The organism is Nocardia sp. NPDC004151 (assembly GCF_042874235.1).
Lineage (GTDB): Bacteria > Actinomycetota > Actinomycetes > Mycobacteriales > Mycobacteriaceae > Nocardia.
This window is the reverse complement of record NZ_JBIAMR010000021.1, coordinates 79,632-106,334: the sequence shown is the minus strand read 5'-3', so window position 1 is coordinate 106,334 and position 26,703 is coordinate 79,632. Positions and strand designations below refer to the sequence as shown.

Sequence of the window (26,703 nt, the reverse complement as noted above, 5' to 3'; positions counted from 1 at the left end):
AATCGTAAAACTCGGCGAACACCTCAGCGGCGATCATCCGAAGATCCCCAGCCGGCGCGACGAATCCGACAGCACATCGCGAATCAGCAAGCCCAGGTCCGCGTCGGCCGGGCGCTCGCTGTACCGCAGCTCACACCGCACATCGCCCGGACTGCCGATGACCAGACGCACGAAGCCCTGCCCCGAGCGCTCCCACAGCGCCCCCGCCGCCATCCGATCCAACTCGATCACCTGATCACCGACCCGCAGCACCAGCCCCGCCGCCGGATCGCGGTAGAAAACAACCCGCAAACCATCCAGCTCATCGAACACACCCGCGGGCGCACCGGTCCCGACCGGCGCGGCGCTCAACTGACCCGTCATCGGATCCATCAACGCGTACTCACCGAACCCGGAATGCGACCGCAGATAGATCTGGCCACCGGAAGCATGCCGCGCGGACGCCCGCGGGAACCGGCTGTTGCCACGCGAACCACCATTCCCGTTCCCGCCACCCGGCGCACCCTGCGGCGGCATCATCGGCGCGCCACCCGGGAACCCCTGTCCCGCACCGCCACCAATCCCGTTGCCGCCGTTGGCGCTCGGGTGCCCGCCACCGTTCACAGCCTGGTTCCCGGCATCGGGCGAATCCGCCACCCACCGCGGCATACCCGGATCGGTGTGCGGATGCCCCTGCTGCGGCGCCTCCGGCATCCCCGGCTGCACCGGTATCCGAGACCCCAGCGCATCCGTCAGCCACTGCGGCAAATGCGACCCACCCGGACGCCCAGGCTGCGACGACCCGGAATCCACCGGCCCATGCGGCTCACCGGAGTGGGTCGGTTGCTGCGAACCATTCTGCCCACCAACCTCATTCGGCCACTGCGGCGCACCATGATTCGACGGCTGCCCCGACGCGCCCGATTGCGACGGCACTCCTGGGTACTGCGGCACGCCAGGGTGCGAGGGCGACTGAAGCGGCGTACCGGGGTGTGTCGGCTGCTGCGGACCGGGTTGCGAAGGCTGCTGGGGCAGACCCGGATCCGTCGGCCACCGCGTCGGATGCGGCAGACCCGGATCCGACGGCTGAACTCCCGGTTGAGGAGGCAACTGCGGCCAGCCCGAGTTCGCGGGAACATGCGGCATTCCCGGATTCGTCGGCCACTGCGGCGCGTGCGGGGCACCGGGATCAGTAGGCCAATGCGGGGCGCTGGGGTTGGGCGGCAGCTGCGGCCACTGCGGCGGGTTCGGCTGCTGCGGGGTACCCGGGATGTGCGGAGGCTGCGGCAACCGCGGGGGTTCCGGCAGGTTCGGCGGGAACGGAATATGCGGCGGAGTCGGCATATTCGGCCGTACCGGGATATGCGGAGGGGTCGGCTGCGGCGGCGGAGTGGGGATACTCGGCGGCTGCGGCAGATTCGGCGGCTGCGGGATATGGGGCGGCTGCGGTGTATTCGGCGGTACTGGCGCCTGCGGCGGCGTCGGCTGATGCGGCTGCGGCGTCGGCTGATGCGGGGTCGGCTGGTGCGGGGTCGGCTGGTGCGGCGCCGGCTGCGGCTGGTGGGGCTGCGGAGGAGTGTGAGGTGGGTTGGGCTCCGGGGGCAGAGTCCACGGGGCGGGCTGTTCCGAGGGCTTCGGGGTGTAGTCGGGGAATTCCGGGTCGAACTGGTGCGGCACGAGGGGCAGGTGCGAGCGCCAGTTCGGGCTGTAGCGGAACGGGGTGTCGTCGCCGGTCGTGGCGTTGTCGTCGGAGCGGTCGCCATCACCCGCGTCCGGTTCCGAGGCCGAACCGGAACCCGATTCGTCCGAATCATCCGCATCCGAGCGCCCGGAACCGACATGCTCGCCGGTTCCGCCGGAACCACCGGACTCCCCCGCACCCGCGGGCTCGAAACCATCGCTCGCGCCGCCGGAATCACCCTGGCCCGGCTGGACCGGATCATCCGATGCACCTGATCCGTCAGGATCACCCGCCCCGACGTGCGAGGGGTCGCCAAACGCGTCGGCATCACGAGACCCGTCAGAGTCTCCCGACGCGGCCTTGGCCGGATCACCGAGCGCACCCGAGTTTTCCGAACCGCTGGAATCGTCTGTGGTCGGAGGCGTCGGCTTCGCGGGAACCGATGTGTCGCCGGAGGCCTCCGACGTTTGGGGAGCCGGAAGCGGGGAGGCACTATCGGCCTGCGGCTTTGCGGCGTCGTCGGTGCTGCCGGACTCACCTGCATCCGACTGTGCCAGATCGCTCGAGGCAGCCGACTCACCCGATTCGTCGGTGTCGGCGGCCTTCGCAGGCACGCCCGTGTCGCCGGTGTCCACTGGAGGCTGGATGGGCGGGAGTGAGGGGCCGCCGTCCTGCTGGGGTTCGGCGGAGCCGTCCGCGGGCTTCGGTGCGCCCGTATCGCTCGAGGCTGCCGATTCTTCAGGCAGGAGAGGCTGCGAAGTGTTGTCGCCCTGCGGTTTTGTGGCGTCTCCGGAGGTGTTGGGCTCCTCCGCACCAGGGTGAGCCGGGTCCTCCACCGACACGGGCTCACCCGCGCCGGCGGATTCACCTGTCTCCGTGTGCGTGGAGCTTCCGGGTGCGCCGTGGTTGTTCGAACCCTGCGGGGATTCGGCGGGCGGCAGCTGGGAGGCGTTGTCCGACTGCGCGTTTGCGGAATCTGGCGACGGATCGGTGCTTGTGGTTTTGGTCAGGTCGCCGGAGGGCGCCGGGTGCTGAGCAGGCGGAGGCGGAGTGGTGGTGTCCGAGTGCGGTTTTGCGGGTGTGGGTGGGTCGATGCCGAGGGACGGGCTGGGCGTGGTGACGGCGGCCGGAGGCGGGGTGGGGCGTGTCGGGGTTTCGGGGGTGGGGGTCGGGAGTGCTTCGGGGGTCGGGACGGACGGGAGGTGGCGGATGGCCCGGGCGTCGGTGAGGGTGCCCTGGATGAGGACCTGGGAGAAGAGGTCGTCGAGGTCGTAGGTGGGTTTGAAGCGCCAGGTCGCGCCTTCCGGGGGTGCGCCGGTGCGCCATTCCAGGATGAGGCCGTCGGTGCCGGCGAAATGCGCCGCGATGGATGGGCTGCGGCTCCAGGAGGTGGCGTCGCTCTGGCTGCCGAGGTGGGAGGTGTGGCCGTCGTAGTCGAGATCCAGGTCGCCGCGGGCGGGGGCGATGCCGCGCAGACCGTCGAGGTAGGCGGGGTTCACCGAACCGTCCGGCAGCAGGCGCGGAACGCCGCGGTACAGCGGTGCGGCGTCGGGACCACCCGGCAGGTTGCCCTCGAACAGGACGGTGCCGTGAATATCGGCTTGCGGCGTGGTCACCTCGGCGACGACCACCGCGGTCGGCGGCTCCGGCGTGGGCGAAGTCGACGCGGTCGGCTGCGAGCCGTGGGCGGCATCGCCTTGCCCGCCAGCGCTGCCCGATTCGATGGCACCGCCGGGTTGCCCAGCACTGCCAGGATGCACCGGGGCAGAGGATTGCCCAGAAGCACCGTGGGTCACGGGAACTCCGGGCTGGCCGGGCGCACCGGGATGCACAGGGGTACCGGGATGGCCGGGTGCTCCTGGCTGACCAACCGTCCCCGGATGGCCGGAGCCCCCGGGGTGGTCGGGGGTGGTCGGGGGCTTGGCCGGAGGGCCCGAGTGCGGGGTGGATTCGGGGGCGTGGGGTGGAGGCGGAGCGGCGAGGTCGTTGACGTGGACGATGCCGTCGAAATCGAGGGTCACCAATTTCGCCTCGAGCGGAATCTCGCCCTCGACAACGACTTTCGCGCCCTCCACACCCAGAACGGCGTAAGGGTCGGTACTCGACGAGACGACGAGGACAGTGTTGGGTTCGCCGTAGACGATCCCGACGCCGGGCGCGCGTATCGATGCTCCGTTGGCGGTGAGGATGTCCTGCACCGCCACGTCATAGACCGCCTGAAGGAGTGCCTTCGCCTCCTTCTCGGTCTGCGGGGCTACGCGGGTCGCCTCTTCGACTCGGACGCGGAACTCGGTCAGCTCTTTGATCCGCTTTTCCGCGGCCCTCATCTGGGCCACCGCTTCGGCAGGGCCCATCCCATTGGGCGTCATGCGGAGCTGTTCCTGGCGCTGTACCTCGGTCGCCAGCTGCGACAGCAGCAATTCCCGCAGTGGCTGCATGTGGTGCCGGTCCGGATCCACGCCCAGCTCCCGCGCGACCGCGTGCAGGTCATCGATAGCCAGATCATGCCGTTCGACCGCGGCGCGGGCCCGGGCCATCGCGCCGTCGGCCCCGTCCGCCAACCGCGGATCCGACCAGGCGTGAACGGCTCCCGGTTCGACGACCACCCAGTTCGACCCGGTCGGTGTGCCCGCGTTCTGTTCCGGCGCGGCATTCTGTTCCGGCACGGCGTGGGTCTTCTCGCCGGTCCCGTTCGTGCCGGTGTCGGGCTGCTTCGGGCCGGACTGATCCGAGCCGTTCTGGTGCGGGCCGGTGGACTCCTCCGATCCGGAATGGTTTGCGGTGGTGGAGGAATGCGTGATCGGCGTCGCCGGCTGTGCGACGGATTCGGGCGGCTTGGCCGTCGTGGCCGGGCCGGCGCCGGGTGTGGTGGGGCCGGGGCGGGCGGCGGCGCCGCCGGAGGGGTCGGTGGGCGGGGTGCCGGGGCCGAGGCGCTTCGGGCCGCCGCCGGGTTCGCCGCCGCCGGGCTCGATCGCGCGAACCGGGTCGGGGTAGTGGTCGTCGACCCAGTGGGCGACGGTGTCGGCGGCATGGAGGACCTCGGCCGCGGACTGAAGGCGGTCGAAGGCGCGGACCACGTCTGGAAGGTTGCCGCGGGCCTGGCCGAGCAGCTCGGTGATGGTGGCGCGCAGGCGATCCGGGGCCAATGCGGCTTCGGTGACTTCCAAGCCGGTGGCGCGCTGGAAGTTCTCGATGGCCGCGCGCAGCTCGGTGTGCGCCTCCTCACGGGCACGGTGCGCCGCCGTCTGGGGCGTGTCCGCGTCGGCGGCCGCCGCATCGGCAATGCGACGCTGCTCGGCCTCCCAGCGGGCGGCGCGGTCGGCGGCCGCGTCACGCCGGGCGTTGTCGCCCTCCGCCTCGGCGGCGGCGAGTTCGTCTCGGGCGGTGGCGAGTTCGCGGGCCGCGGTCTGCTCGGGCGTCTCGGCGGCGCGGGCAGCCGCGGCGGCGGCATCGGCCTCGGCGGCGCGGGCGGCGGCCAGGAACTCCTCGGCCCGCTGGTAGCGGTGTACGGCGTCGCGCAGCGGGACCAGCTCGTCGGTCCAGACGTCGCCCCAGGCCATCGGCATGCGGGACAGCTGCTCGATCTGGGCGATGGCGTGGTCGATGCCGCGGGGCGCGGCCGGGTCGGTGGCGACCAGCGCCTCCAGGTCGGCGCGCGCGGATTCGGCTTCTCGCTGCCAGGCGTCGGCGGGCGTCTCGCCGGGCTCGGTGGCCGCCTCCATGCCGCGGCGCAGTTCGGTCTCCAGATCCTGTACCCGGTTCTGTGCCCGGTCGAATTCCGCTGCCGCCGTGGACAGGTCATCGATTCGCTGCTCGTTGCCCGGCAGCTCGCCGCCCTCCGCGCGGTTGCGGTTGGTGAGATAGTCCTGCGTGCCGGGCAGATTGTCCGGGGTCAGATCGCTGTTGGCGAGCGGGCGGAATTCCTCCCCCTCGCGCTCACGCCACATGCGGCCCTTGACGTAGTCCAGGCCCTCTTCGGCGATCTGCAGCTCGTGGCGGGCCGCCGCGAGTTCGGGTCCGACCGTACGCGGATCCCGGGGCGGCGCTTCGGGATCCGGCGGGTTGGTGAGGTTGTGATGCTCGGCCGCGAGTCGTTCGAGCAGGTCGATATCGGCCTTGCGGGCCCGGATCTCCCCGCGCATGGCCTCGACCGCCTGGGAGAACTCCTTCGGGCTGAGCCGCTCGTGCTTCTCGATCTTGCCGTCGCGGTACGCCTCGTATACCTCGATACTGCGCGCCTTGCGGACGACCCGCACGATCTCCGAAACCTGTTCGGGGCTGAGGAGTTTCCGCGTATCGGTCACGCTGTCGCGGTAGCCCTGATAGGCCGCCGCCGAGTCACCGGCGGTGTCGGTCAGCGTGCGCAGCACCTCCCGCAGCTGCGCCGGGCTCATCCGATCGTGCAGGCTGCCGAGGCGTTCCTGGTAGATCTTGACCGTCTTGTCGATGCTGGAGGTGTCTACGCCCAGCAGACGCGACCAGACCTCTCCGGCCTGGATCAGCTCGCTCGCCGGCGGCGGCTCGCCGACGGAGTCGCCGTACAACGAGCTCAGCAGCTCGCGGCCCTTCGGATCGTGTACCGGCAGCTCGCCGTCGACGGCCCGCGGATCCGTATTCGGGTCGTAGCGCAGCCCCTCACGGTGCGGGTCGAGCGCGGCGATCGCTTCGATGTAGTCGGTCAGCGCGTCGATGGCGTGCGCCCGGCGCTCGTCCGGCCGGAAGGCCATGTTCTCGAAGGCCCTGGCGATCGCGTCCGGAACCGTGGTCTTCGAGTCCGGCTCGAACCCGATGATCTCGACCTTCTCGGCGTCCTTGACCGCCTTGAGAGCGTGCAGGTTCTCCCGATCGACGTCGAGCAGGCGCACCAGCCGATCCCGGGCGGCGAGCACGGCCGTCTCGTGCCCGTTCTTGCGCAGCACGTCCGCGTACTCGAGCAGGTCCGCGAACGCCTGATGCCGCCGCTCCCCCATCCGGAACCGCGGATCGCCGAACGCCTCGGCCACCGCACGCGGCGACAGCTGCTCCGGGTCCAGGCCGAGCCGGTTCGCGAGATTGCCCAGCGCGCCGTCCAGATCGTTGAAGGTGTCGATGGCATCCGACGTCCGGATGAAATCGGCCATGCCTTCCAGTTGCGAGGCGCGCAGCGAAAGCTCCTGCCGCAGCGACTCGATGGTGCGGCCCAGATTCTCGCCGAGGTCGAATTCCACCTCGAGCGACAGTCGGCGCGCCACCGCATTGCGCTCGTTCCGCAGGGTATCCGGATCGCGCGGTACGGCCGGTTCATTGCTCGCCTCGTGTGGTGCGGCGACCGGTTCCGGTGTGGGCTCCACCAGGCGCAGGCCCCGGCCGTCCTCACGCATGACCGCGACCGGTCGCGGGTGGCCGTCGACGTCCACGTCGTGGAACCGCACGGTGGGCGCGGCTTTCTCGACGAGGTGGACGTTGCCGTGCTCGTCGAGCCCGATATTGCGGTAATCCAGTTGCAGCTCAACGTGATTCAGCATTCGCCGCACGTCGGGGTGCGCGGCGAGCGCGTCCACCAGATGGGTGTCGTGCTCACCGTCGCCGCGAATCACCACGAGGCGTTCGGGGCCGCCGTTCTCGCCCGGGAGCAGCGCGACACCGTGTTCGCGGTCGAGCATGACGCCGCCATTGGCGTCGGCCCATTCCCGGGCCGCCCGATCGGAGACCTCGTGGACGCGCTCGCGGAGCTGGTCGTCCGCGCCGAGGAAGCGGTCGGCCAGGGCCGCGAACTCGAGCATCCGGGCGCGGCCGTCACGGACGCGCATGCGCTGATCCGAGATGACGTGGTCCAGATCCTCCTGGGTCTCGATCCGGTTCAGTCCGATATCGAGCAGCTGCGCCCAGTTCGAGCGCTCGTCCTGCATCTGGTCGCGTCGCAGCGCGTGCTTGAAGAGCGTGCCCTCGCGGGTTTCGACCAGCTCCTCGTCGACATCGTCGAAGTGCGGCACCCATTCGCCGCCATTGTTGACGCCCTCCACGTCGAGCAGGGACGGGCGGGGTTCGCGCGCACGGAGTTCCAGCGGCGGATCGTCGTGCCCGACGCCCGCCTCCTCGCGGCGGACACGCGCCTTCAGCTCCTCCAGCTCGATGCCGCGGGCATGGGCGAACTCGCGCAGGAAGCGGCCCAGCGGATCCTTGTCGAAGATGCTGACCTCGGGGCTGAACGGGATGACCTCGTTCTCGAGCAGCCAGCGCTGCCCGGCATCGCGCAGCGCCTCGACCGCACCACCGCGGCGCATGAGCCGGTACCTCGCCTCCTCGACGGCCGCCCGCACGGTCTGCGGATCGGCATCGGCGAGGGGGATGCGGAGCTCCCGGGCCAGGTGCACGAGATCCACCAGCGCGGCGTCGCGGACGTCCGCGGCGTCCACCAACGGCTGCGGGACATCGGTGCCCCACTCGTGCGGCTCGGGCTCGGCGGTCACCGGATCGACCGGTTCGTGCCGCAGCTCGGGCAGTTCCGACTCGATGGTCATCTCCGCCACGCGCAGCGACTCCTCGACCTCGGCCCGCAGCAGCGGATCGGCCTCGGTGACATGCGGACGGTATTCGCCCCCGTCCGCGGTGCGCATGGGGATCTGCGGCGGGGAGATGTCGGCGACCCGGCGGGTGAGACGACGCACGAACGGCAGCTCCTCGCGACCCTCCCACAGGGTCAGGATCTCCTTGCCGATGCGCACCGGGTTGAAGTTGGGCTTCATCCCGAGGAAGTCGTGGTCGTGGAGGACGTTGTAGCCGAACTCCAGTGTCAGCAGGGAGATTCCGGAGGAATCCAGGCGCGAACCGGACGGATACTTCGGCGACTGTCCGTGGTAGCCCTGCTGCAGGCGCTGCAGCAGGTTGTCGATCCAGCTCGGCGACGGCTTCGCCGCAGGCCGCAGCGGACCGAGCTCGGGCCGCGGGACCAGCTCGACACGCTTGGTGCCGTCCGGCGATTCGACGATGCGAGCATGCAGGCGTTCGCCGTCGGTCTCCAGGACCACATGCGCGTGTTCGGAATCCGGGACGTGCAGGGCGGCGACCATGAGGTCGGCGACATCCATCGCGCGGCGCAGGGTCTCGGAGCGGGCGGCGGCGAGCACAGCGTCGCGCTGCTCGCCGGTGGTGTGCGCGGGATCCAGCACGGATTCTGGGATGCCGAGCAGGCGCGCCCACTCGTCGCGCACCCGGGCCAGGTGCTCACGTTCGGCGCCGGTGGCGGCGTCGTGACTGCTCAACACATGGTCGAGCGCCTCGAGTCCACCGATCCGCAACATGTTCCGGAACTGCAGGTCGCCCGCGAGCTCCGGCAGGTTCCGCCGCTGCAGGTCTTCCGCCGAGAGGCCGAACTCGCCGGCGAGGCGTTCGCGGAGTTCGTCGAGGGTGAAGACCCTGGATTCGGCGCCGTCCGGATCGTGCGGGCGCTGCGACCAGGTTTCCAGCGGGCGTTCCCGGACCGGTTCGCCGCCACCCTCGGGATGCGCCGCGCTCGAGGGCAATTCGCGCCTCGCGGCGGCCGGGTCGAGGGCGCGGGTCGTCTCCCCTGCCTCGAGCTCGGCCAGCCGGCGGTCCAGGCCGGTCTCGCGCAGATGCGCTTCGATGGCGCGCAGCGTCTCCGGATCCGCCTCGGTGCGCCAGTACTCCTCGGAACCGTACAGCTCCTCGGGGGTCAGCGGCCGATAGTCGTCGGCCTCACGCATGGGCAGCGGCGGGGCGGCGTCATCCGGGTCGCCGAAGAAGCCGCGCGCCTTGGCCATTTCGGCGATCTCGCGGAAATGGGCGAGCGGATCGTTGAGGTGGGCCGCGGCGGTCTCGAGGCCGAGCGCGTCCATCAATCGCGAGGTGAACAGCACCGCGTTGACCTCGCGGCCGGGGGCCAGCGGGTCGTTGACGGCGTCCCGCAGGAAGCGGGCCGCCGCCTGCAGCGACGGGGAGTCCGCCACCGGATCCACCGGCAGCACTTCCTCTTCCACCCGTGGCAATTCGAGCGTCGCGGCCTCGCTCGGCCGGGTCAGCTCGACGGTCGGATCCTCACTGCCCGGCGGCTTGGGCAGCTCGACAGTCGGGTCTTCACTCCCCGGTGGCTTGGCCTCGCTGCCCCGCTCCATCCGCACCGTCGGGTCTTCGTTGCCTTCGAACGGCTTCAACGACGCCTCGCCGGGCGGGGGGTTCTTGACGGTCGGATCGTCGTTGCCTTCGAAGGTCCGCTCGCTCGAGGCGTTCTCGCGCGACAGGTTGACCGTGGGGTCGTCGTTGCCCTCGAACATCTTCGACGAGGACGCCTCGCCCGGCGCCGGGTTCTCGACCGTCGGGTCTTCGCTGCCCTCCGGCAGTTTCTTGGTCGAATCCTCGCCACCCGCCGACAGGTTGACCGTCGGGTCCTCGCTGCCCTCGGGCAGTTTCGCGGTCTGCCCGTCACCGGGCTTCGACGGCGGGGTGGAGTTCTGGTCGCCGTTTCGACCGGAATTGCCCGGCTCGTCCGGGTCGGGATTCGATGGGGTCGAGGAGTTTCGGTTCGGGGGCTCCTTGCCGCCGCCGCCCGAGCCGGGCGGGGTCGCACCGACCGGAGGGGTGGCCGCCGACGGGCTGGAGCCGGGCGGCTTCGGGTTGCTCGGGCGCGCGGGGGTGGGGCCCGGATCGCCCTCGTCGCCGGTGCGCCCCTCGTCGGAGGCCCGGGCATGACGCTGGACCTCGTCGAAGCGATCCATCAGGGCGCGGTGCCAGTCCTCGCGGCCCAGGGCGGCGAATTCGGGGGCCAGGCCCTCCAGGCGGGTACGCATGCCGGACATGTCCGAAGCGCTCAGATCATGGTCGTGCCACGTGATTTCGCCGTCAGGCCCCTCGGTCGCGTAGTGGCGGGCGAAGAGGCTGGTCGACAGTTCGTCACCGCGGCGGCCGCCACCGAAGGCCAGGCTGTGGTCGATACCGCTGATGTGCCCGTCCGCGGTGATCAGCCAGTTGGCGAGGTTGCGGTCGGGGATGCCGACGAGCACGTCGAGCAGGCCGAGCCGGCGGCCGTCGGGGGTCGCCAGCACCGCGTCCAGACCCGCGGCCATGGGCGTCGCGAAACGATCCCCTCCGGCCTCGCCGGGCATCACCTCCATGTACACCACTCGGTCCTCGACCCGGTGTACCTTCGGCACATTCGCGCCGACCGCCTGGCCGACCAGCGAGACCAGCGACTCGGCCTGCGCGTGCTGCGGATTGGTGACGATCTTGCGGATCAGCTGGGTCGGCGGCTCGGTAGCGAAGGTGACCAACTCGACCCGTTCGGCCATCCGCCCGATACCGGTGCTGAGGACCACCACCTCGGCCTCACCCGCCGCGATCGCTTCCTCCACGCGCCGCGCGAAGGAGTGATTGACGTCGGTCTCGCCGGAGTCGTTGTGCGTCACCGCATTCGATTCGCCGTCCTGACCATCGCCTTCCGGATTGCGGGCGGCGGAGGACGGGTCGGAGTTGGGCTGGGTCGGGCCTTGCGGGCGAGTGGGGGCGCCGGAGGCGCCGGGGTCCTCGCCCTCGCGACCGGTGTGGCCGGATTCCGGGAAATGGGCGTCGACCCACTCGGTCAGGGCGTCGGCGCGGTGCAGGGCGCGGGCCGCGTTCTCGAGTCGATCGAAGGCTCCGACCACCTCGGGCAGGGTGCCGCGCGCCTCGGGGAGCAGGCGGTTGACGGTGTCCCGCAGGCGTTCCGGGGCGAGTTCGGCCGCGGTGACGTCCAGGCCGGTGGTGCGGCGGAAGTCCTCGATCGCTCTGGTGAGGTCGTCGTGCGCGGCCGTGCGAGCGCGTTCGGCGGCCTGGTGCGGGGTGTCGGCCGCGTGGGCGGCCCGGGCCTCGAGGAGGCGGTGCTCGGCTTCCCAGCGGGAGACGCGGTCCTGCGCGGCTTGGCGATCGGCGGGGGCGGCGTTCGCGAGATCGTCACGGGCAGAGGTCAATTCGCGGGCTGCGGTCTGTTCCGGAGTCTCCGCGGCGCGTACCGCCGCGGCGGCGTCGGACTCGGCGGCGGCCAGGAATTCTCGGGCCTGTTCGTAGCGGTGCGCGGCGTCGCGCAGCGGGACCAGCTCGTCGGTGAACACGTCACCCCACTGCTGGGGCATGCGGGAGAGGCGTTCGATGTCCGCGAGCGTGCGGTCGAGGCCGTGCCGCGCCAAGTCGGGGTTGGCGGCGACCAGCTCTTCCAATTCGGCTCGTGCCGTGTCGACTTCGCGCTTCCACGCGTCCACCGGCGACTCGTCCGGGCCGATACCCGCCTCGACGGCGCGGCGCATCTCCGACTCGAGGGTGTGGACCCTGGACCGTGCGCCGTCGTGTTCCTCGACGGCCGCGGTCAGATCGGTGAGGCGCTGCTCCAGGCCCGGCAGCTGACCGCCCTCGTCGGACGGGCGGTTGGCGAGATAGTCGTTGGTGCCCGGCATCCGCTCGGGGGTCAGGTCGCCTTCGCGCAGCGGCCGGAAGCCGGGGCCCGGGTTCTCCCGATAGGCCCGGCCCTGCGCGTAGTCGCGTCCCTCGGCGGCGATCTGCAGTTCGTGCCGGGCGGCGGCCAGATCCGTGGCGACCGCGCGCGGGTCGCGCGGCGGGCCCTCGGGCGGACGCGGTTTGGTGAGCGCGTCGTGTTCGGCGGCCAGCTTCTCCAGCAGCTTGATGTCGGCCTCGCGGGCGCGGACGTCGGCGCGCAGTTCGTCGATGGTGGCGGCCAGTTCCTTGGCACTGAGCCGCTCGTGCTTCTCGATCTTGCCGTCGCGGTAGGCCTCGTACACCTCGGCGTAGCGCGCGTTACGGACACCGCGCACCAGATCGGCGAGCTGGTCCTTGGTCAGGATCTTGGCCGGGTCGGCGGCGCTGTCGCGATAGCGCTCGTAGGCCACCGTCGAGTCGCCGGTCTCGCGCAGCGTGGTCAGCACATCCGCGAACTGCGTCGGGGTCACCCGGTCGTGCAGGCCGCCGAGCTGCTCGGTGTAGATCTTGACCGTTCGGGCGAAGTCGTTCATGTGCACGCCGAGCAGGCGCGACCACACGGTGGCCGCCGCCGACGGGTTGTCGGACAGCGGCGGCTCGCCGATGGAGTCGTTCATGAACGCGCGCAGGGCCGCCGGAGCGTCGCCGTCGTGGATCGGCAGTTCGCCGTCGACGGCGCGCGGGTCGGTCAGCGGGTCGTAGCGCAGGTTCTGGCGGAACGGGTCCAGGTCGCCCAGCACACTGCTGTATTCGAGCAGCGCCGCCAGCAATTCCGGGCGGTCGGCGGAATCGCGCAGCAGATTGTGGATGGCGTCCAGTAGCGCGTGCTTGTCGGTGTTCTTCGAGTCCGTGGTGAACCCGATGACCTCGCCGTCCTCGGTCTTCGGCTTGCGCGGGGACAGGTCGTCCGGTTCCACGTCGAGCCGGTTCGCCAGCTCCTTGCGGGCCGCGAGCACCGCCTTCTCGTCGATGTTCTCGCGCAGGACCTTCGCGTACTTGATGAGGTCGTCGACGGCCTGCAGGCGGCGCACCTTGCGCACGTTCGGATCGGCCATCGCCTCGGCCAGCTTCTGCGGCGACAGCGTGTCCGGGTCGAGGCCGAGGCGGTGCGCCAGCTGTTGGAGGGTGCGGTCCAGGTCGTGGAAGTTGTCGATGGCGTCCGAACTGCGAATGAAGTCGGCCATGCCCTCGATCTGGGCGGCGCGCAACGCATTGTCGTGGTGCAGGTCGGCGATGGTCCGGTCCAGGTTCGCGCCCAGATCCATGTCGTAGACCGACAGGCGAGCCGCCACCGCGTTGCGTTCGGCGCGCACCACGGCCGGATCGCGCGGCGCGGCGGGCTCGGCGGCCGGTTCGGCGTGCGGGGCGCTGACCTCCGGTGTCGGCTGCACGGTGCGCCACGGCTCGAGACCGTTGCGCAGTAACGCGGCCGGTGTGCGCTCGCCGTCGACCTCGATGTCGTGGAATCGGATCTGCGGCGGATCCACCTCGATGACCTGGATCCGGTCGTTGCCGTCCAGGCCCACCACGCGGTAATCGAGCCGCAGTTCGCCGCGATTGAGCTGTTCCCGGATCTCCGGGTGGGCGGACAGCGAATCAACCAGGCGCACATCGTGATCCGCTTCACCGCGGATCACCACCAGACGGCGCGGCTCACCCGGGAGCACCGCCAGCCCGCGCTCGGGGTCGAGCATGACGCCGCCGTGCTCGTTCACCCAGTCGTGTGCGGCCGCGTCGGCCAGATCGGCGGCATGCTGCCGCGCCGCGGAGTCCAGGTCGATGAAATGCTTGACGGCCGCGTCGAGTTCGAGGATGCCGTCCGCCCGGTCGCGCACGCCCACCCGGGCCTCGACGATGGCCTCCCGCAGCTTCTTCTCGGTTTCGAGCCGGTCCAATCCGATGTCGAGCAACTGCGCCCAGTTCGAGCGCTCGTCCTGAATCTGGTCGCGGCGCAACGCGTCCTCGAACAGGCGGCCCTCGCGCCGGCTGGACAGTTCCTCGTCCGCGTCGTCGAAGTGGCGCGGCCACTCACCGCCATTATTGACGCCCTGCAGATCCAGGAAGGAGGCGCGCGGACGGCGGGGACGGAACTCCAGCGAATCGTCGTCCGGGCCGACGCCCGCCTCCGCGCGGCGGCGCGCGGCCTTCTCCTCCTCCGTGCGCAGCGCCTCGGCGTGCGCGAACTCGCGCAGGTAGCGGCCCAGCGGATCCTTGTCGAAGATACTGACCTCGCGGCTGAACGGGATCTGCGCGTCCTCCATGAGCCAGCGCTCGCTGACATCGCGCAGCGCCTCGATCGCGCCCGCGCGGCGCATGAGCTTGTAGACGGCCTCGTCCACCACGCGACGCAGGGTTTCCGGGCTGTCGTCGGGGATGTCGATCTTCAGCCCGCGAGCCAGGCGGACCAGATCGGCCAGGGCGGCGTCGCGCGTCGTGACCGCGTCGACCAGCGGCTGCGGCAGGTCGGAGCTCCACTCGCGGGGCGCCGGCGGATCGAGGACGGGGCCGCGGTCGAGCGCCTCGTGCTGCGGCTCCGGCATTTCCGACTCGATCGGCATATTCGCGCCGCGCAGGGTCTCCTCCACCTCGGCGCGAATCCGCGGATCGGCCTCGGTGACCCACGGGCGGTACTCGCCGCCGTCGCGGGTGCGCATCGGGATCAGGGTCCCGGCGACATCGGCGACCCGCGCGGTCAGATGCTTGATCAGCGGAAGACGCTCGCGCTCCTTCCACAGGGTCGCGGTCTCCTTGAGGATGCGCGCGGGGTTGAACTTGTCCTTGAGATGCAGCAGCGCCTCGTCGTGGGTGACGTAGCCGATCTCCATCGCCAGCATGGTCTGGCCCTTGGAGTCGTTGCCCGAACCGGACGGGTACTTCGGCGACTGACCGTGGTAGCCGTGCATCATGCGCCGCCACGTGCGCTTCAGCCAGCCGGGCTTCTTCTCCGGTTCCTTGGTCTCCGGCGGGGTTTCGCGCGGCAGGTCCGGGCGCTGGATGACCTCGGCGCGCTTGTTGCCATCGGCGTCCTCGGTGACGCGGATGTGGACGCGCTCGCCGTCGGCCTCCAGGACCACGTGGGTGTGGTCCGAGCCCGGGTGGTGGAAGCTCGCGACCATGAGGTCCGCGACATCGCTTGCGTGACGCAGGGTTTCGGCGCGGAGCTCGTCGAGGATCGCACGACGCTGTTCGGGGGTGGCGTGGGCCGGATCGAGGAGGGATTTGTCGACGCCGAGCAGCTCCGCCCAGCCGTCGCGGGTGCGGGCGGCGTGCTCGCGTTCCGGGCCGGTCGCGGTGTCGTGACGGAAGACCGCCTCGCGGAGAGCCTCGATTCCGCCCGCGCGCAGCAGGTTCCGCAACTGCTCGTCACCCACGATCCGGGGCAGCTGATCGTCCGGCGTGGATTCGGGCAGGCCGAGACGACGCAGAAGTTCGGTGCGCAGCTCCTCGAGAGTGAGCGTGCGCGGCTCCCCGCCCTCGGGCACGTGCGGACGCGCGCCGAGACCATTCGCCGGGTCGTGGAAGAAGCCCTCGGCCGCAGCGGTTTCGGCGAGATGACGCAGCGCGGACAGTGCGTCCGGGCGCTTGGCCAGCGCCTCGACCACACCGAGCGCGTCGGTGAGACGCGCGCCGTAGACCTGGTCCTCCAGGCTGCGCGGGCGCTCCCCCGCGACCGGATCCGCCGCACGCAGACGGTCCAGAGCCGCATGCAATCCGGGCGACGCCTCGGCCGGATCGGCGGGCGGCTTGGGCGACTCCGCCTCCTGGCGCGGAATCTCCACGGTGGGAGTCTCATCCGGGTTCGACTGCTCGGGCCGCTTCAGCTCAACCGTGGGCGTCTCGTCGGGGTTCGACTGCTCCGGACGCTTCACTTCAACCGTCGGCGTCTCATCCGGGTTCGACTGCTGCGGCCGCTTCAGCTCAACTGTCGGCGTCTCGTCGGGGTTGGACTGCTCCGGACGCTTGACCTCGACCGTCGGCGTCTCATCCGGATTCGCACCCGTGCGTTTCACCTCGACGGTCGGGGCCTCGTCCGGGTTCGCGCCCAGCGGTTTCGACCGGGGGCCGGTCTGGGTGCCGTCCGACCGGGCTCCGTCGCCAGAGCGCGGGGCGGTGGTGGAGGGCGACACGGGGGCGGACGGGCCGGGCGGGGTGGGGCGAGCCGAGCGGGACTGGTCGTTGGAGGAGCTGCTCGCGGGCTGCTTGGCTGTGGATTCGCCGGGGGTGGGTTCGGGGCGGCCGCCCGCGAAGTCCCACATGTACTCGGCGCGGAGGGCCGACAGGCGGGCCTCGGCGTCGGCCATGCGGGCCTCGAAGCGCGCCTCGCGCTCGGCCTGGCTGCCGGGCTCGAGCTGGTCGGCCATGTCGTGGAACCACTTGGCGCGCTCGGCATCCATGTGGGCGACCCAGTCGGCCTGGATGGCGCGCTGTTCGTTGAACCAGGCGTCCGGGTCGTCCGGCGTGGCTGCGGAGCGACGGGGCGGTCCATCGTTCGGCGGCTGACCGTCGCCCGCCGCGGCGGTCTCGGGCGTGCGGTCCTGACCGGTGCGCGGCTGCGTCGCGGGGTCCTGCTTTGCGCGCGAACCGGTTCCGGAATCCTGCCCCTTGTGTGGCCCAGGGCCTTCCTCACCGATGGGTCGGGTGGCCGGGGCAGGGTCGGGGCGGCCGCCGAGGTCCGCCCAGAGGCGGTCGGCACGTTCGGCGGAGCTGCGGGCCATGTCGTCGACCTCGCGGGCCTGCTCGCGGAACAAGCGTTCCTCGGTGCTGCCGGGAGGCGCGGAATCGGCCATCTCGTGCAGGAAGCGGGCGTGCTTGGCTTCCATGTCCGCGGCGAAGTCGGCGTGTTCGGCCATCCGCTGGTCGAACCAGCGTTCGTCGCCTACCGACGGTTCCGGTGCGGGAGTGCGGGATTCGGAAGCCGGGTCGCCGGTGATCGGGGTGATGGGCTGGGCCGGTTCCTCGGCACCGGTGGGCGGCTCATTGGATTCGCGCGGGTCGGACTGATTCTGGTCGGGACGCTGGGGCCGGTTCGGGTCGCGGGATTCCGACGAATCCCCGGACTGGTCACGGGATCCCAGTAGGTCGGGACGGCTGTCCGTGCCGGACCGGTCATCGGCATCAGCTATCGCTGGCTCGTGTTCGACTGGCGCGGGCTGACGCTCGGTTGGCACGGGCTGACGCTCGGCTGGCGCAGGCTGACGCTCGGACGGTGCGGGCGAATGGTCGGCGAGTGCGGACGGATGCTCGGTGAGTCCGGACCGGAGCTCGGAAGGCGCAGAATGATGTTCGGTCGGTGTGGACTGATGTCCCGACACGCCATGGGGCTGGAGGACTCCCGAGTCCTGAGCGGCGATGCGGAGCATCTGGTACATCACCTGTGACGGCTCGGCAGCGTTGCGGCCGTTCAGTATGACGTCGCGGAAGCCTTCCGCCAGCGCCTCGGCTTCGTGCAGGGCGCCGCTCTTGTCGAAGGCGTACTCAGGCAGCTGGTGCAGCCATTCGGTGAAGGCTTGGGCATCCACCGGAGCGCGGCGTGTGGCCTCGAAGTGCGCCGCCAGAACCTCGGTCAGCTCGTACCGGGCCTCACGTCCACCGGCGAGGTCCAGCACGTGCCCGTATTCGTGCACGATGGCCGAATACACCGGCCGCTCATCGGATCCCGCCACATGGTGGCCGCTGTCGACATTCGCGCGAATCAGCGCGTCGAGGCCGTCGGCGTCCATGGCCCATCGGGCGTTGAGCACGAGGCGATCCGCGACCCGTCGGCCGTCCTCGCGGCCCGGGTAGACGGCGGCGATGGCGTCGGGGTCCTCGGGGATGAAACCGATCTCGACCCGGTTGGGCTTGACGCCCGGGTGCCGGGCCAGCATGTCCTCGAGCGCGCGGCCGTATTCGCGCAGCGTTTCGACATCGCTCGCGTAGTGGAAGTCGACGGTCGGGATCTTCAGCTCGTTCTGAATGTGGTCGACGACGCCCTGGCGATCCAGGCCGGTCCAGTGGTCTGTGATCGCCGGGACCTCGGGCGGCTCGGGCGGCGACAGCACCAGATCGGGTTGTTGCGAAGGCTTTCCGTCGTCGTCGGACCGCATCGGCTCGGGGCGATCATCGGCCCGCACGGCGTCGCGGCGCGCATTGGTGAACGTGGTGTCGGATTGCTCGTCGCCGGTCCGCGTCACCGGTTCGGCGGGCTGCGCGGGCTCGCGGGTGATGTGCGCGTTCTCCGCGGCGCGGTCGGTCAGCAGGCGGTGGAGGACCTTGGCGGGTTCGGTGGCGTGGTCGAAGTTGAGCGTGACGTCGACGAAGGCTTCGGCCAACGCCTCGGCGTGGTTGATCGAGCCGTCGGCGTTGAAGCTGTAATCGGACAGCTGCGAGAGCCAGCCGAGATACTCGACGGCCGTGGTGTCGCCGTGTGTGCGCAGGTAGTGGTCCAGCAGCGCGTTCGCGAGTTCGGCGTGGGCCGCGCGGTCTCCGGCGTGGTCGATCGCATGACCGAGTTCGTGCAGGAAGACCGAGTACATCGGGCGCTCGCCGGCTCCCCTCGGGAACGAACCACCGGCCTCGCCGTTCCGCACGATTTCGGCCATCCGGGCCGGATCCAGCGCGTGTTCCAGACGCACCACGATCTTCTCGGTGACTATGTGGCCGTCCGGGGTTCGCACGCTGGTCGCCTCGGCGAGAGAGTCCTCGAAGACCGGCTCCCCGATCTCGATACCACGCAAGGTGAACTTGTTGACGGTCGTGGCATCGTCGAGCGCACGGGCGAACTCGCGGAGTACCTCCGGATCGACGGACGTGTTGTCCAAGCCCTCGAACCTGGTGATGCCGAACAGGTCCTTCATCTCGCGGATGATTCCGTCGCGGTCCAGCTCCGACCAGAAGTCGTCCGGACGCGGCGACCAATCCGCGGGCGGGTGGCCGGGGGCCGGATCGGCCGCGCCCTCGGGCGGTACGGATCCTTCCGGATCGGCCGGATCACGGTGGGTGGCAGGCTTTTCCGACGGGAGGCCGGATTCTTCATGGGAGCCCAGCTGGTCCTGACGGCTCTCTCCGGAGCCGTGCTCGGGCGGCGCGGCCGGGTCCTGCGCATGCAGGCCCGCGGCGTCGCGCGCGGCGGCGTGCAACCGGTCCACCATCATCTTCGACAGGTCGGAAGCGTTGTCGCCGTTGAGCTTCACATCGCGATACGCCTCGGCCAGGGCCTCCCCCGCGTCGAGCATGCCGTGCTTGTCGAGGGCGTATCCGGGCAGCTCGCGGTGCAGCCAGTCGCTGAACTCGGCGAAGTCGGCGCCGGCATTGGTTTCGACGTACCGGTCGGCCAGGGCCTTCATCAGGCCCTCGCGGGCCTCCAGCTGGCCGTAATAGTCCACCAGGTGGCCGTATTCGTGGACGATCACCGCGTAGATCGGCCGCTCGCCGGCGCCCGGCACATGGAATCCAGCGGCGACCGCCTCCCGAATCCCCTGTTCGAAACCCCTGGGATCCAAGGCCCACCGGTCGTTGAACACGATCCGGTCGGGCCGCCACGGTCCGCTGCCGTCCGCCTGCCGAACGCCGAACGCGCTGGCGATGACCTCGGTATCGCCGGGAATCGGGCCGATCTCGACGCGGCGCGGCTTGATGCCCAGGTTGTCGGCGATCCCTTCCTCCAGAGCTCGGCCGAACTCCCGCAGCGTCTCCACGTCGCCGACGATGTGGAAACCGACGGTCTCGATGCCGAGGTCGATCGTGATCCGATCCAGCACACCCTGACGATCGAGGGTGGTCCAATGGTCCACGACCGCGGGCGTTTCGATCGGCTCCGGCGGCTGCAGCACGAATTCCGGTTCACGCGAGGACTTCTCGCCACCCGCCCCCTCGTCGTCGCGGGGCGACACGTGCGGGCTCGGTTCGGACCCGCGGTCCGTATGCTGCGGTTCGGGTTCCGGCTCGCGGTCGCGGCGGGCGGCCGGGCCCGGATCCTCGTCGACCGGCCGGGAGCGGTGCTCGGGGGTTTCGCGCTCGTAGACCGGGTTGTCGGCGGCGTGGTCGCGGTAGGTCCGCTCCAGGTGATCGTGCAGGATCTGGGCGGGCTCACTGGCCAGATCGCCATTGAGGATGACGTCGGTGAAGGCCTCGGCCAGCGCCTCCGCGTGGTCGTACATGCCGTGCTCGTCGAAGCTGTAGCCGCTCAGCTCGTCGTGCAGCCAGCCCAGGAATTCTTCGGTATCGCCGCCGTACACGCGATCGAAGTGGCGTTCCAGCGCCTCGAAAGCGTCGACGCGGGCCTGCATCTGGGTGGTGAAGTCGATGGTGTGCGCGAACTCGTGCACGATCGTCGAATAGACCGGGCGGTCACCGGAACCTGGGACCAGGTGGCCGTTCTCCTCGTTGAGCCGGACCCGGCGGGCGAGGTCGGCGGGCTTCCGGGCGAAACGCTCGTTGAGCGTGAGGATGTCGGCGAAGTGGCCGTTCTCGTCACGACCCGGATCCACCTCGGCGAACACGCTGTCGTCATCGAGGCGGGCGATGCGGACTTCCATCAGCTCGGTGTCCGGGAACCGGCCGAACATGTCCTCGAGGGCGCGGGCGAATTCGCGCAGCACCTCGACATCGACACGGGTGTTGTCGAAGCCGGTGACCTCGAGATCCCAGTCCTCGTGCAGCTTCTTCGCAATGGCGTCACGATCCAGCTTCGACCAGTCGTCCTGAGGCCGATGCGACCAGTCGGGCGCGGTCTCGTCGCCGGAATGCCCTGCGCCGGAATCATTGTCCGCGTCCTGACGCTGCTGCGGCCTGCGCTCCGGCCCTTCGCCACCGGGTGCGGGCAAATCCCGCTGCCGCACCTTCAATCGCCGCAGCACCCGCCGCACCGCGCCCTCTTCCCGATGCGGCGTGCCGGTGCGAGTCTCGGCGGCCTCTGCCCGAGCATTCTCCGGCCGCGCGCCGTCCTCACGCGTCTCCTGCGGCCGCGCAACGTCCTCACGCGTATCTTGCGGGCGCACAACGTCTTCCCGCGTATCTTCCGGCCGGGCGACGTCCTCTCGAGTATCTTGCGGCCGCGCAGTGTCTTCCCGCGCGTCCTGCGGGCGCAGAACGTCTTCTCGCGTGTCCCGGGGGTGGACCGCTTCTTCACGGGTGTCCTGCGGGCGGGCGGAATCGCGCGACTCCGGGCGGGAGTCCTTCGGGCGCACCGTCTCATCACGTGCTTCTTGCGGCGGTGCGACGTCTTCCCGAGTTTCGTGCGGGCGGGCGATGTCCTCGCGGGTGTCCTGCGGGCGGCGGGCATCCTCGCGAGTGGGCTCGGGGCGGGCAGCCGCTTCGCGGGCGTCCTCGGGGCGACGCGAGGTGTCGGGGCGGGTGGTGGGGTCGGCGGACTCTTCTCGGGTGCGGGCGGACCGCTCGGTGTCGTGGGGCTGCTCGGTGTCACGGGGGCGCTCGGCGGCGGGGCGCTCATCGGGACGGGTCGGCTCATCGTCGCGGGCGCGTAGGTCGGAACGAGTGTGGTCGTCGTTGCCCGCGGGATCGTCGGTGCGATCCTTGACGGAGGGCGAATCGGCTGTCGGCCTGCGTGTTTCGGGGGTCGGCGAGTCCGTTCCGGTGACTTCGGGACGCGGGACTTCCCGGCGAGGCACCTCGGGGCGCGGCAGCAGGTCCGGGCGAGTGACGTCCGGGCGTCGCAGATCCGGGCGGGTGGTGTCGGCACGCGATTCGGGGTGGGGCCGATCGGAGGGGACGGCGTCGGGGCTGGTGCGGTGTGGACTCGCGGCAGGGTCGATCGGGACCACGGTGCCGCGAATACCGTAGTGGCCCGGACCGCGCGGTTCGACCGAGTCGATGTGAATGTCGAGGCCGTGGGCCATCAGCACCATCGGCAGGCGCTCGCCGTACCGGGACAGATCACCCAGGTGCAGGGCGGGGGTTCCGGCGGGCACGACCAATTCGATGTGGTGGTGGATGCCGTCGATCGACGGGACCGCACCGATCAAGGCGTTCACGTAGCCCGGCAGGTGCTGAACCGTCCCGGGTAGCTCGTGGACCGGCGCGCCGAACGGGTTGTCCCCGGCACTGAGCGTCACCATCACCGGCTCCGGCAACGGCCGCAGCGCGAGCGAATCGTCGATATCCCCTATGCCCTGGGCGATCTCGGGAGTCATCTCCCGGTCGCCACGCAGCGCCGCATCGATGTCCGAGGCGCTGGGCCGCGAAGAGTCCTCGCCCCCGTCGCTGTAGGCGCGCAGCGCCGACCGCTGCTCATCGGTCAGCTGGGCGTGGGCGTCCGACCAGACTTCCCGCCCGTACTCACCGGCCCGCACGAAATCCGGGACTATCTCGTCGGAGGTGCGCAGGAAGCGCACCGGATTCTCGGGACCCGTAGTATCGTCGCCCGGCGGCCGGTGCGCCTCACCGACACGCACATGCGCATCCGCCAGGTGCAGCAGTCCGGCCCGCACCGAATCCTTCAGCGGATGCCAGGCCTTGCCGTGGGCGTCGAACAGGATGGCGTGAACGCCCGCGGTCTCCTTGGGCACCTGCGGCGGGAAACCGTGTTCCAGACCGGCGGCCGGGTCCTTGACCACGATCTTGCCGCCCTCATTGGCCATCACGTAGGCGTGCGCGCCCACACCGTGCTCGTCGACGGGTCCGGCATAGCGGTCGACCACCAGGGCGGAGGCGCCGTCGCCGAGCTTCAGCAGGCGTCTCGCGACCGCGTCGTGACCGCTCGGCCGGTCCGGTCGATCGAGATTCTTCGGGAAGTCCTGCAATTTGCCGCCCGCACCCGACACCAGCTCCTCGAGGCTCATCCCCTGCGGGCCGACCCGGCGCTGGGGCGGGCGGATGGATTCGTTGCCGGTGATCTCACGCAGCAGGCGCAAGGCCAACTCGCCACAGCGGCCGCGGTTCTTCGCGCGGACGACGTCCGGATCATTCGGTGCGGGCTCGCTCGAATCCTCGCCACGGACAGGAGCATTCGAAGAATCGTCGAGAGTGCCGGGATGCGCCCTGTGACCGTCGGTGCGATCGGTCGGCGTGCCACGCCGGGCATCGCCGCGATCGGAGAGCCCCGGGCGGTCCTTTGCCGGGGCGGGGATTTCGTCGCCCCCGTGACGCTCGCCCGGGGTGCGGCGCTCACCCTCGTTGGCGCGAACCTCCGGCCCGTCGCCCAGCGGAATCGGCGCGACCACGAAGCCGTCTTCGGGCGTCGATCCATCGCCGGCGCGCCGGTCCCGATCCGACGGATGTGAATCACGTTCGGGGTCAGCCGATTCCGACTGCAACCGCGCGCCACGGTCCCGGCTGTCCGCATCGCGGTGCGCCGGGTCGTCGTGCACCGGTTCCGAGGTATCCGACGGCGACTTCTCCCCGGTCGGCCGCATCACTTCGGCCGGGACATCCTCGTGGCGGTTCGAATCCGGCTCGCGCACCGGCTCGTCGGCGGTTTGCTCCCGCCCGTCCCGCACCGGTCGATCCGCCGCATCCGAGGGGGTGTCCTCATCACGCGGCCTGACCGAGTCGTCGCGTGCGTCCTCATCGCGGGGACGCGCAGGGTCGTTGTCCCGAGCCGCGGGATCGTCCTCATGCCGTGCGACAGGCTCATGGCCGCGCTCGGCTTCCGGCTCACCATCGCGCCGGGCAGCGGCGTCATCACGCCGAGCTTCCGGCTCGTCCTCACGCCGAGCGTCGGGCTCATCCTCACGCCGAGCGTTGGGCATATCCTCACGCCGAGCGTTGGGTTCGTCCTCACGCCGGGCAGTGGGCTCGTCGTCAGGGCGAGCATTGGGCTCGTCTTCGCGACGAGTTTTGGGCTCGTCCTCACGGCGGGCAGTCGGCTCGTCCTCGCGACGGGTACCGGGGGTGTCCTCGTCACGCCGCGCACCAGGCTGATCGTCGTGGCGCGCCTCGGTCGGCTCGTCGGTGGGGCGACGGGACTCCGGGTGTTCGTCCGGGCGGTCGCGGTCAGCGGGCGGTTCGGCGGGCTGGTCGTCGACCGGCTTCCGGGATTCCGGAGGTTCACCAGCGCGGTGGTCGGCGGGGGCGTCCGGCTTGTCGGCGGGGTGGTCGGTGGTCGGGTCTGCACCTTCGCGCGGCGGCGTGGTGTCGGCGGGACGGGTTGAATCCGCACTGCCACTCGCCTTTTCCGACTCCGGCGCGGTGTCGTGGTCGCCCGGGCGAGTGGTGGTCGATTCGGACCGGTCGCCGTCTGGCCGCGGACCGGGGTGGGAATCCTCACCGGTGGACTCGGGACGCGGAGCGTCGGAGCGCTGCTCCGGGGTACCCGCGCGGCTGTCCGAGGCGCCGGTGCGACTGTCGGAACGCGGAGCGTCGGTGCGGGTGGAGTCGGAGCGCTGGCTGTCCGACCGCGGAGCATCCGAGCGTGGGGCATCCGGCTTGGAAGTGTCGGCTCGGGGCGTATCCGACTTCGGAGCGTCAGCGCGCGGCGCGTCCGTTCTCGGGGCGTCTGCGGCCTTCGGGGTGGTGGCCGCCTCGCCTGCACGGGGGGCGGCTGCGCGCTGGTCCGGTGTGGCGGTGGCGGATTGCTGTGTGCCGCCGGCGTGCTGGGTGGTCGAGCCCGGGGCGGCGTTGCCGCCGGAGGAGGCGGCGACAGGTGAGGACGAGGGCGAGCCGCTCGCGGAGGTCGCACCGGCGGGAGAGGAGGCTCCCGAGGCCGGAGCCGATCCGGCGGGCGTCGCGGACGGGGCACCGGCGCGCGCGCCGGTGGCGGACGGATCTGCCGGTCCGCCGGTCGATCCCGCGCGGGCGGGCGTGTCGGAAGCGGTCGAGCTGCCACCCGGGGCGGAAGCCGCGTGGGTAGCAGGTCCGTTGGCTCCCGGCGACGAGCCGCCGCCCGCGGTCGATGAACCGCCACCCGTATTCGCAGGGGCACCGCCGGCATTCGACGAGCCTCCGCCGGTATTCGCCGGGACTCCACCAGCATTCGACGGGCCCCCGCCGGTATTCGCGGGGGCTCCACCAGCATTCGACGGACCACCGACGTTCGACGAGCCACCGGTGTTCGAGGAACCACCGGCGTTGGACGAGCCACCGGCGTTGGATGCCCCACCGGACGTCGAGGACGCGGGGGCGGCCGAGCTTCCGCTATTCGCAGCGGCGTTGGAAATCGGTGCAGCAGAGGAGGTGTCGTGGATTCCGCCGCCTTGGATGCCGCTCTGCACCGGGGCCGAGGATTCGGGTGCTCCCGCCTGCGGATGGCTGACGGTCGCGCCACCCGCGCCGTTGGTGTCGGCGCTGATGTGGGTTTGCGGGGTCGATCCGGAGGTGTTCGACGGGCCGGTCTGGGTGGCGCCACCCTGGTCGGTGGGGGTGTTGCGATCGGCGGTGCGGGAATCGGTGGTGACGCCGCCGCCGTTGTGGCCGTTGGCGTCGGGGTGTGCGGTGCTGCCGTCACCGGTCGGACGGGCGCCGGCATCACCGGTCGGTTCGCCGCCGTCGACCGAGGCCGGGTGCACGCGGGTGCCGTCGGAGCCGGGAGCGCCGCCCTGAGCGTGAGAACCGTTGGAGCCGTGGGTTCCCGGGTCGTGGCTGCCGCCGGTGCCGTTGACGCCCGGAGTGTCCGGGCGCGACCCCACGAGGGTGAGATCACCGGGAGTGATACCCGCGTGCATGCGGGTGACCTTCGGTTCCCAAACAGTGTGCGCCCCGGTGTGATTCACACCCGATAACCCGCCTTGGAACATGCCGCCGGTGAGCATGCGGGGGTCGAATTGGGTGTTCTTCAGGTTCTCGACGGCATTGTCCCAGCCGTGCTGCGCCACGTCGAAACCGAACTGCGCGGCCGTCGCGCCGACGAAACCCGCACCGCCGCCGACCAATCCGGCGGTGGTACCGGTGATCATTCCGGTCAGATAGCGGTTCATGCCGCGCTGACCGAGCGAGTTGCCGATCGCACCGCCGATGGGACCCGCGACCGCGCCACCCACGGCGGAGCTGATCGACGTCACGCCGACCTGGGTCCAGTTGACGCTCTTCCGGTGCCCGGTATCGACCTGATACTGCTGAATCCCGTAGTCCTGCAGCGTGCCGAGCAGCGTGTTCATCACGATGTGGCGCATCGCGAACTTCACGACCGCGGTGATGCCCATCCGGGCCGCGATGGCGAGGATGCGGTCGAGCGCCGCGCGGCCGATCATCCGCACGGCGACACGCGTGACCGCGATGATCATCGCCTCCACCATCGGAGCGGTCGGCGGCCAACCCCACGCGGCGATGATCTCGCCGAGCGCCATCGCGATCGACGAGTAGAACATCAGCTTCGTGTACTGGATCTCGGTGCCGGTCTCCTCGACCGAATCACCCAGCTGCTGAAAATGCTGGGCCAGATCCAGAATCGAATTGCCCGTGCCGTCGCCACTCGCCGGTGCGGCCAGCTTGTCGAACAGCTGCGCCATCTCGTCGCGACCGTCGCCGTTCACATAGGCGGCCAGCGTCGCTGACTTGGCATCGGTGATGGACGGGATCTGATCGCGCAGGCCGGCGGCGGCATTGCGCCAATCCTCGGCCAGCGCCCACATCTGGTCCTCGTCGCCCTCGGGCCATTCCACGCCCACGAGGTAGCCGAGCCATTCGAGTTCCGAAGGCAGGTGGAGGGTCAT

At 70.7% G+C, this 26,703-nt stretch carries 1 protein-coding gene; it reads right to left on the bottom strand.

Going from position 1 to position 26,703, the window contains the following annotated elements; all coding sequences use genetic code 11:
* Positions 1-33 precede the first annotated feature (33 nt).
* Entirely contained in the window at positions 34-26,703 is a 26,670-nt protein-coding gene (locus ACFYTS_RS33370; protein ID WP_387309315.1) for a hypothetical protein, read from the bottom strand.

Excerpts from the sequence above, each read along its gene's own strand:
- ACFYTS_RS33370 (WP_387309315.1), bottom strand. The coding sequence starts at position 26,703 with ATGACCCTCCACCTGCCTTCGGAACTCGAATGGCTCGGCTACCTCGTG.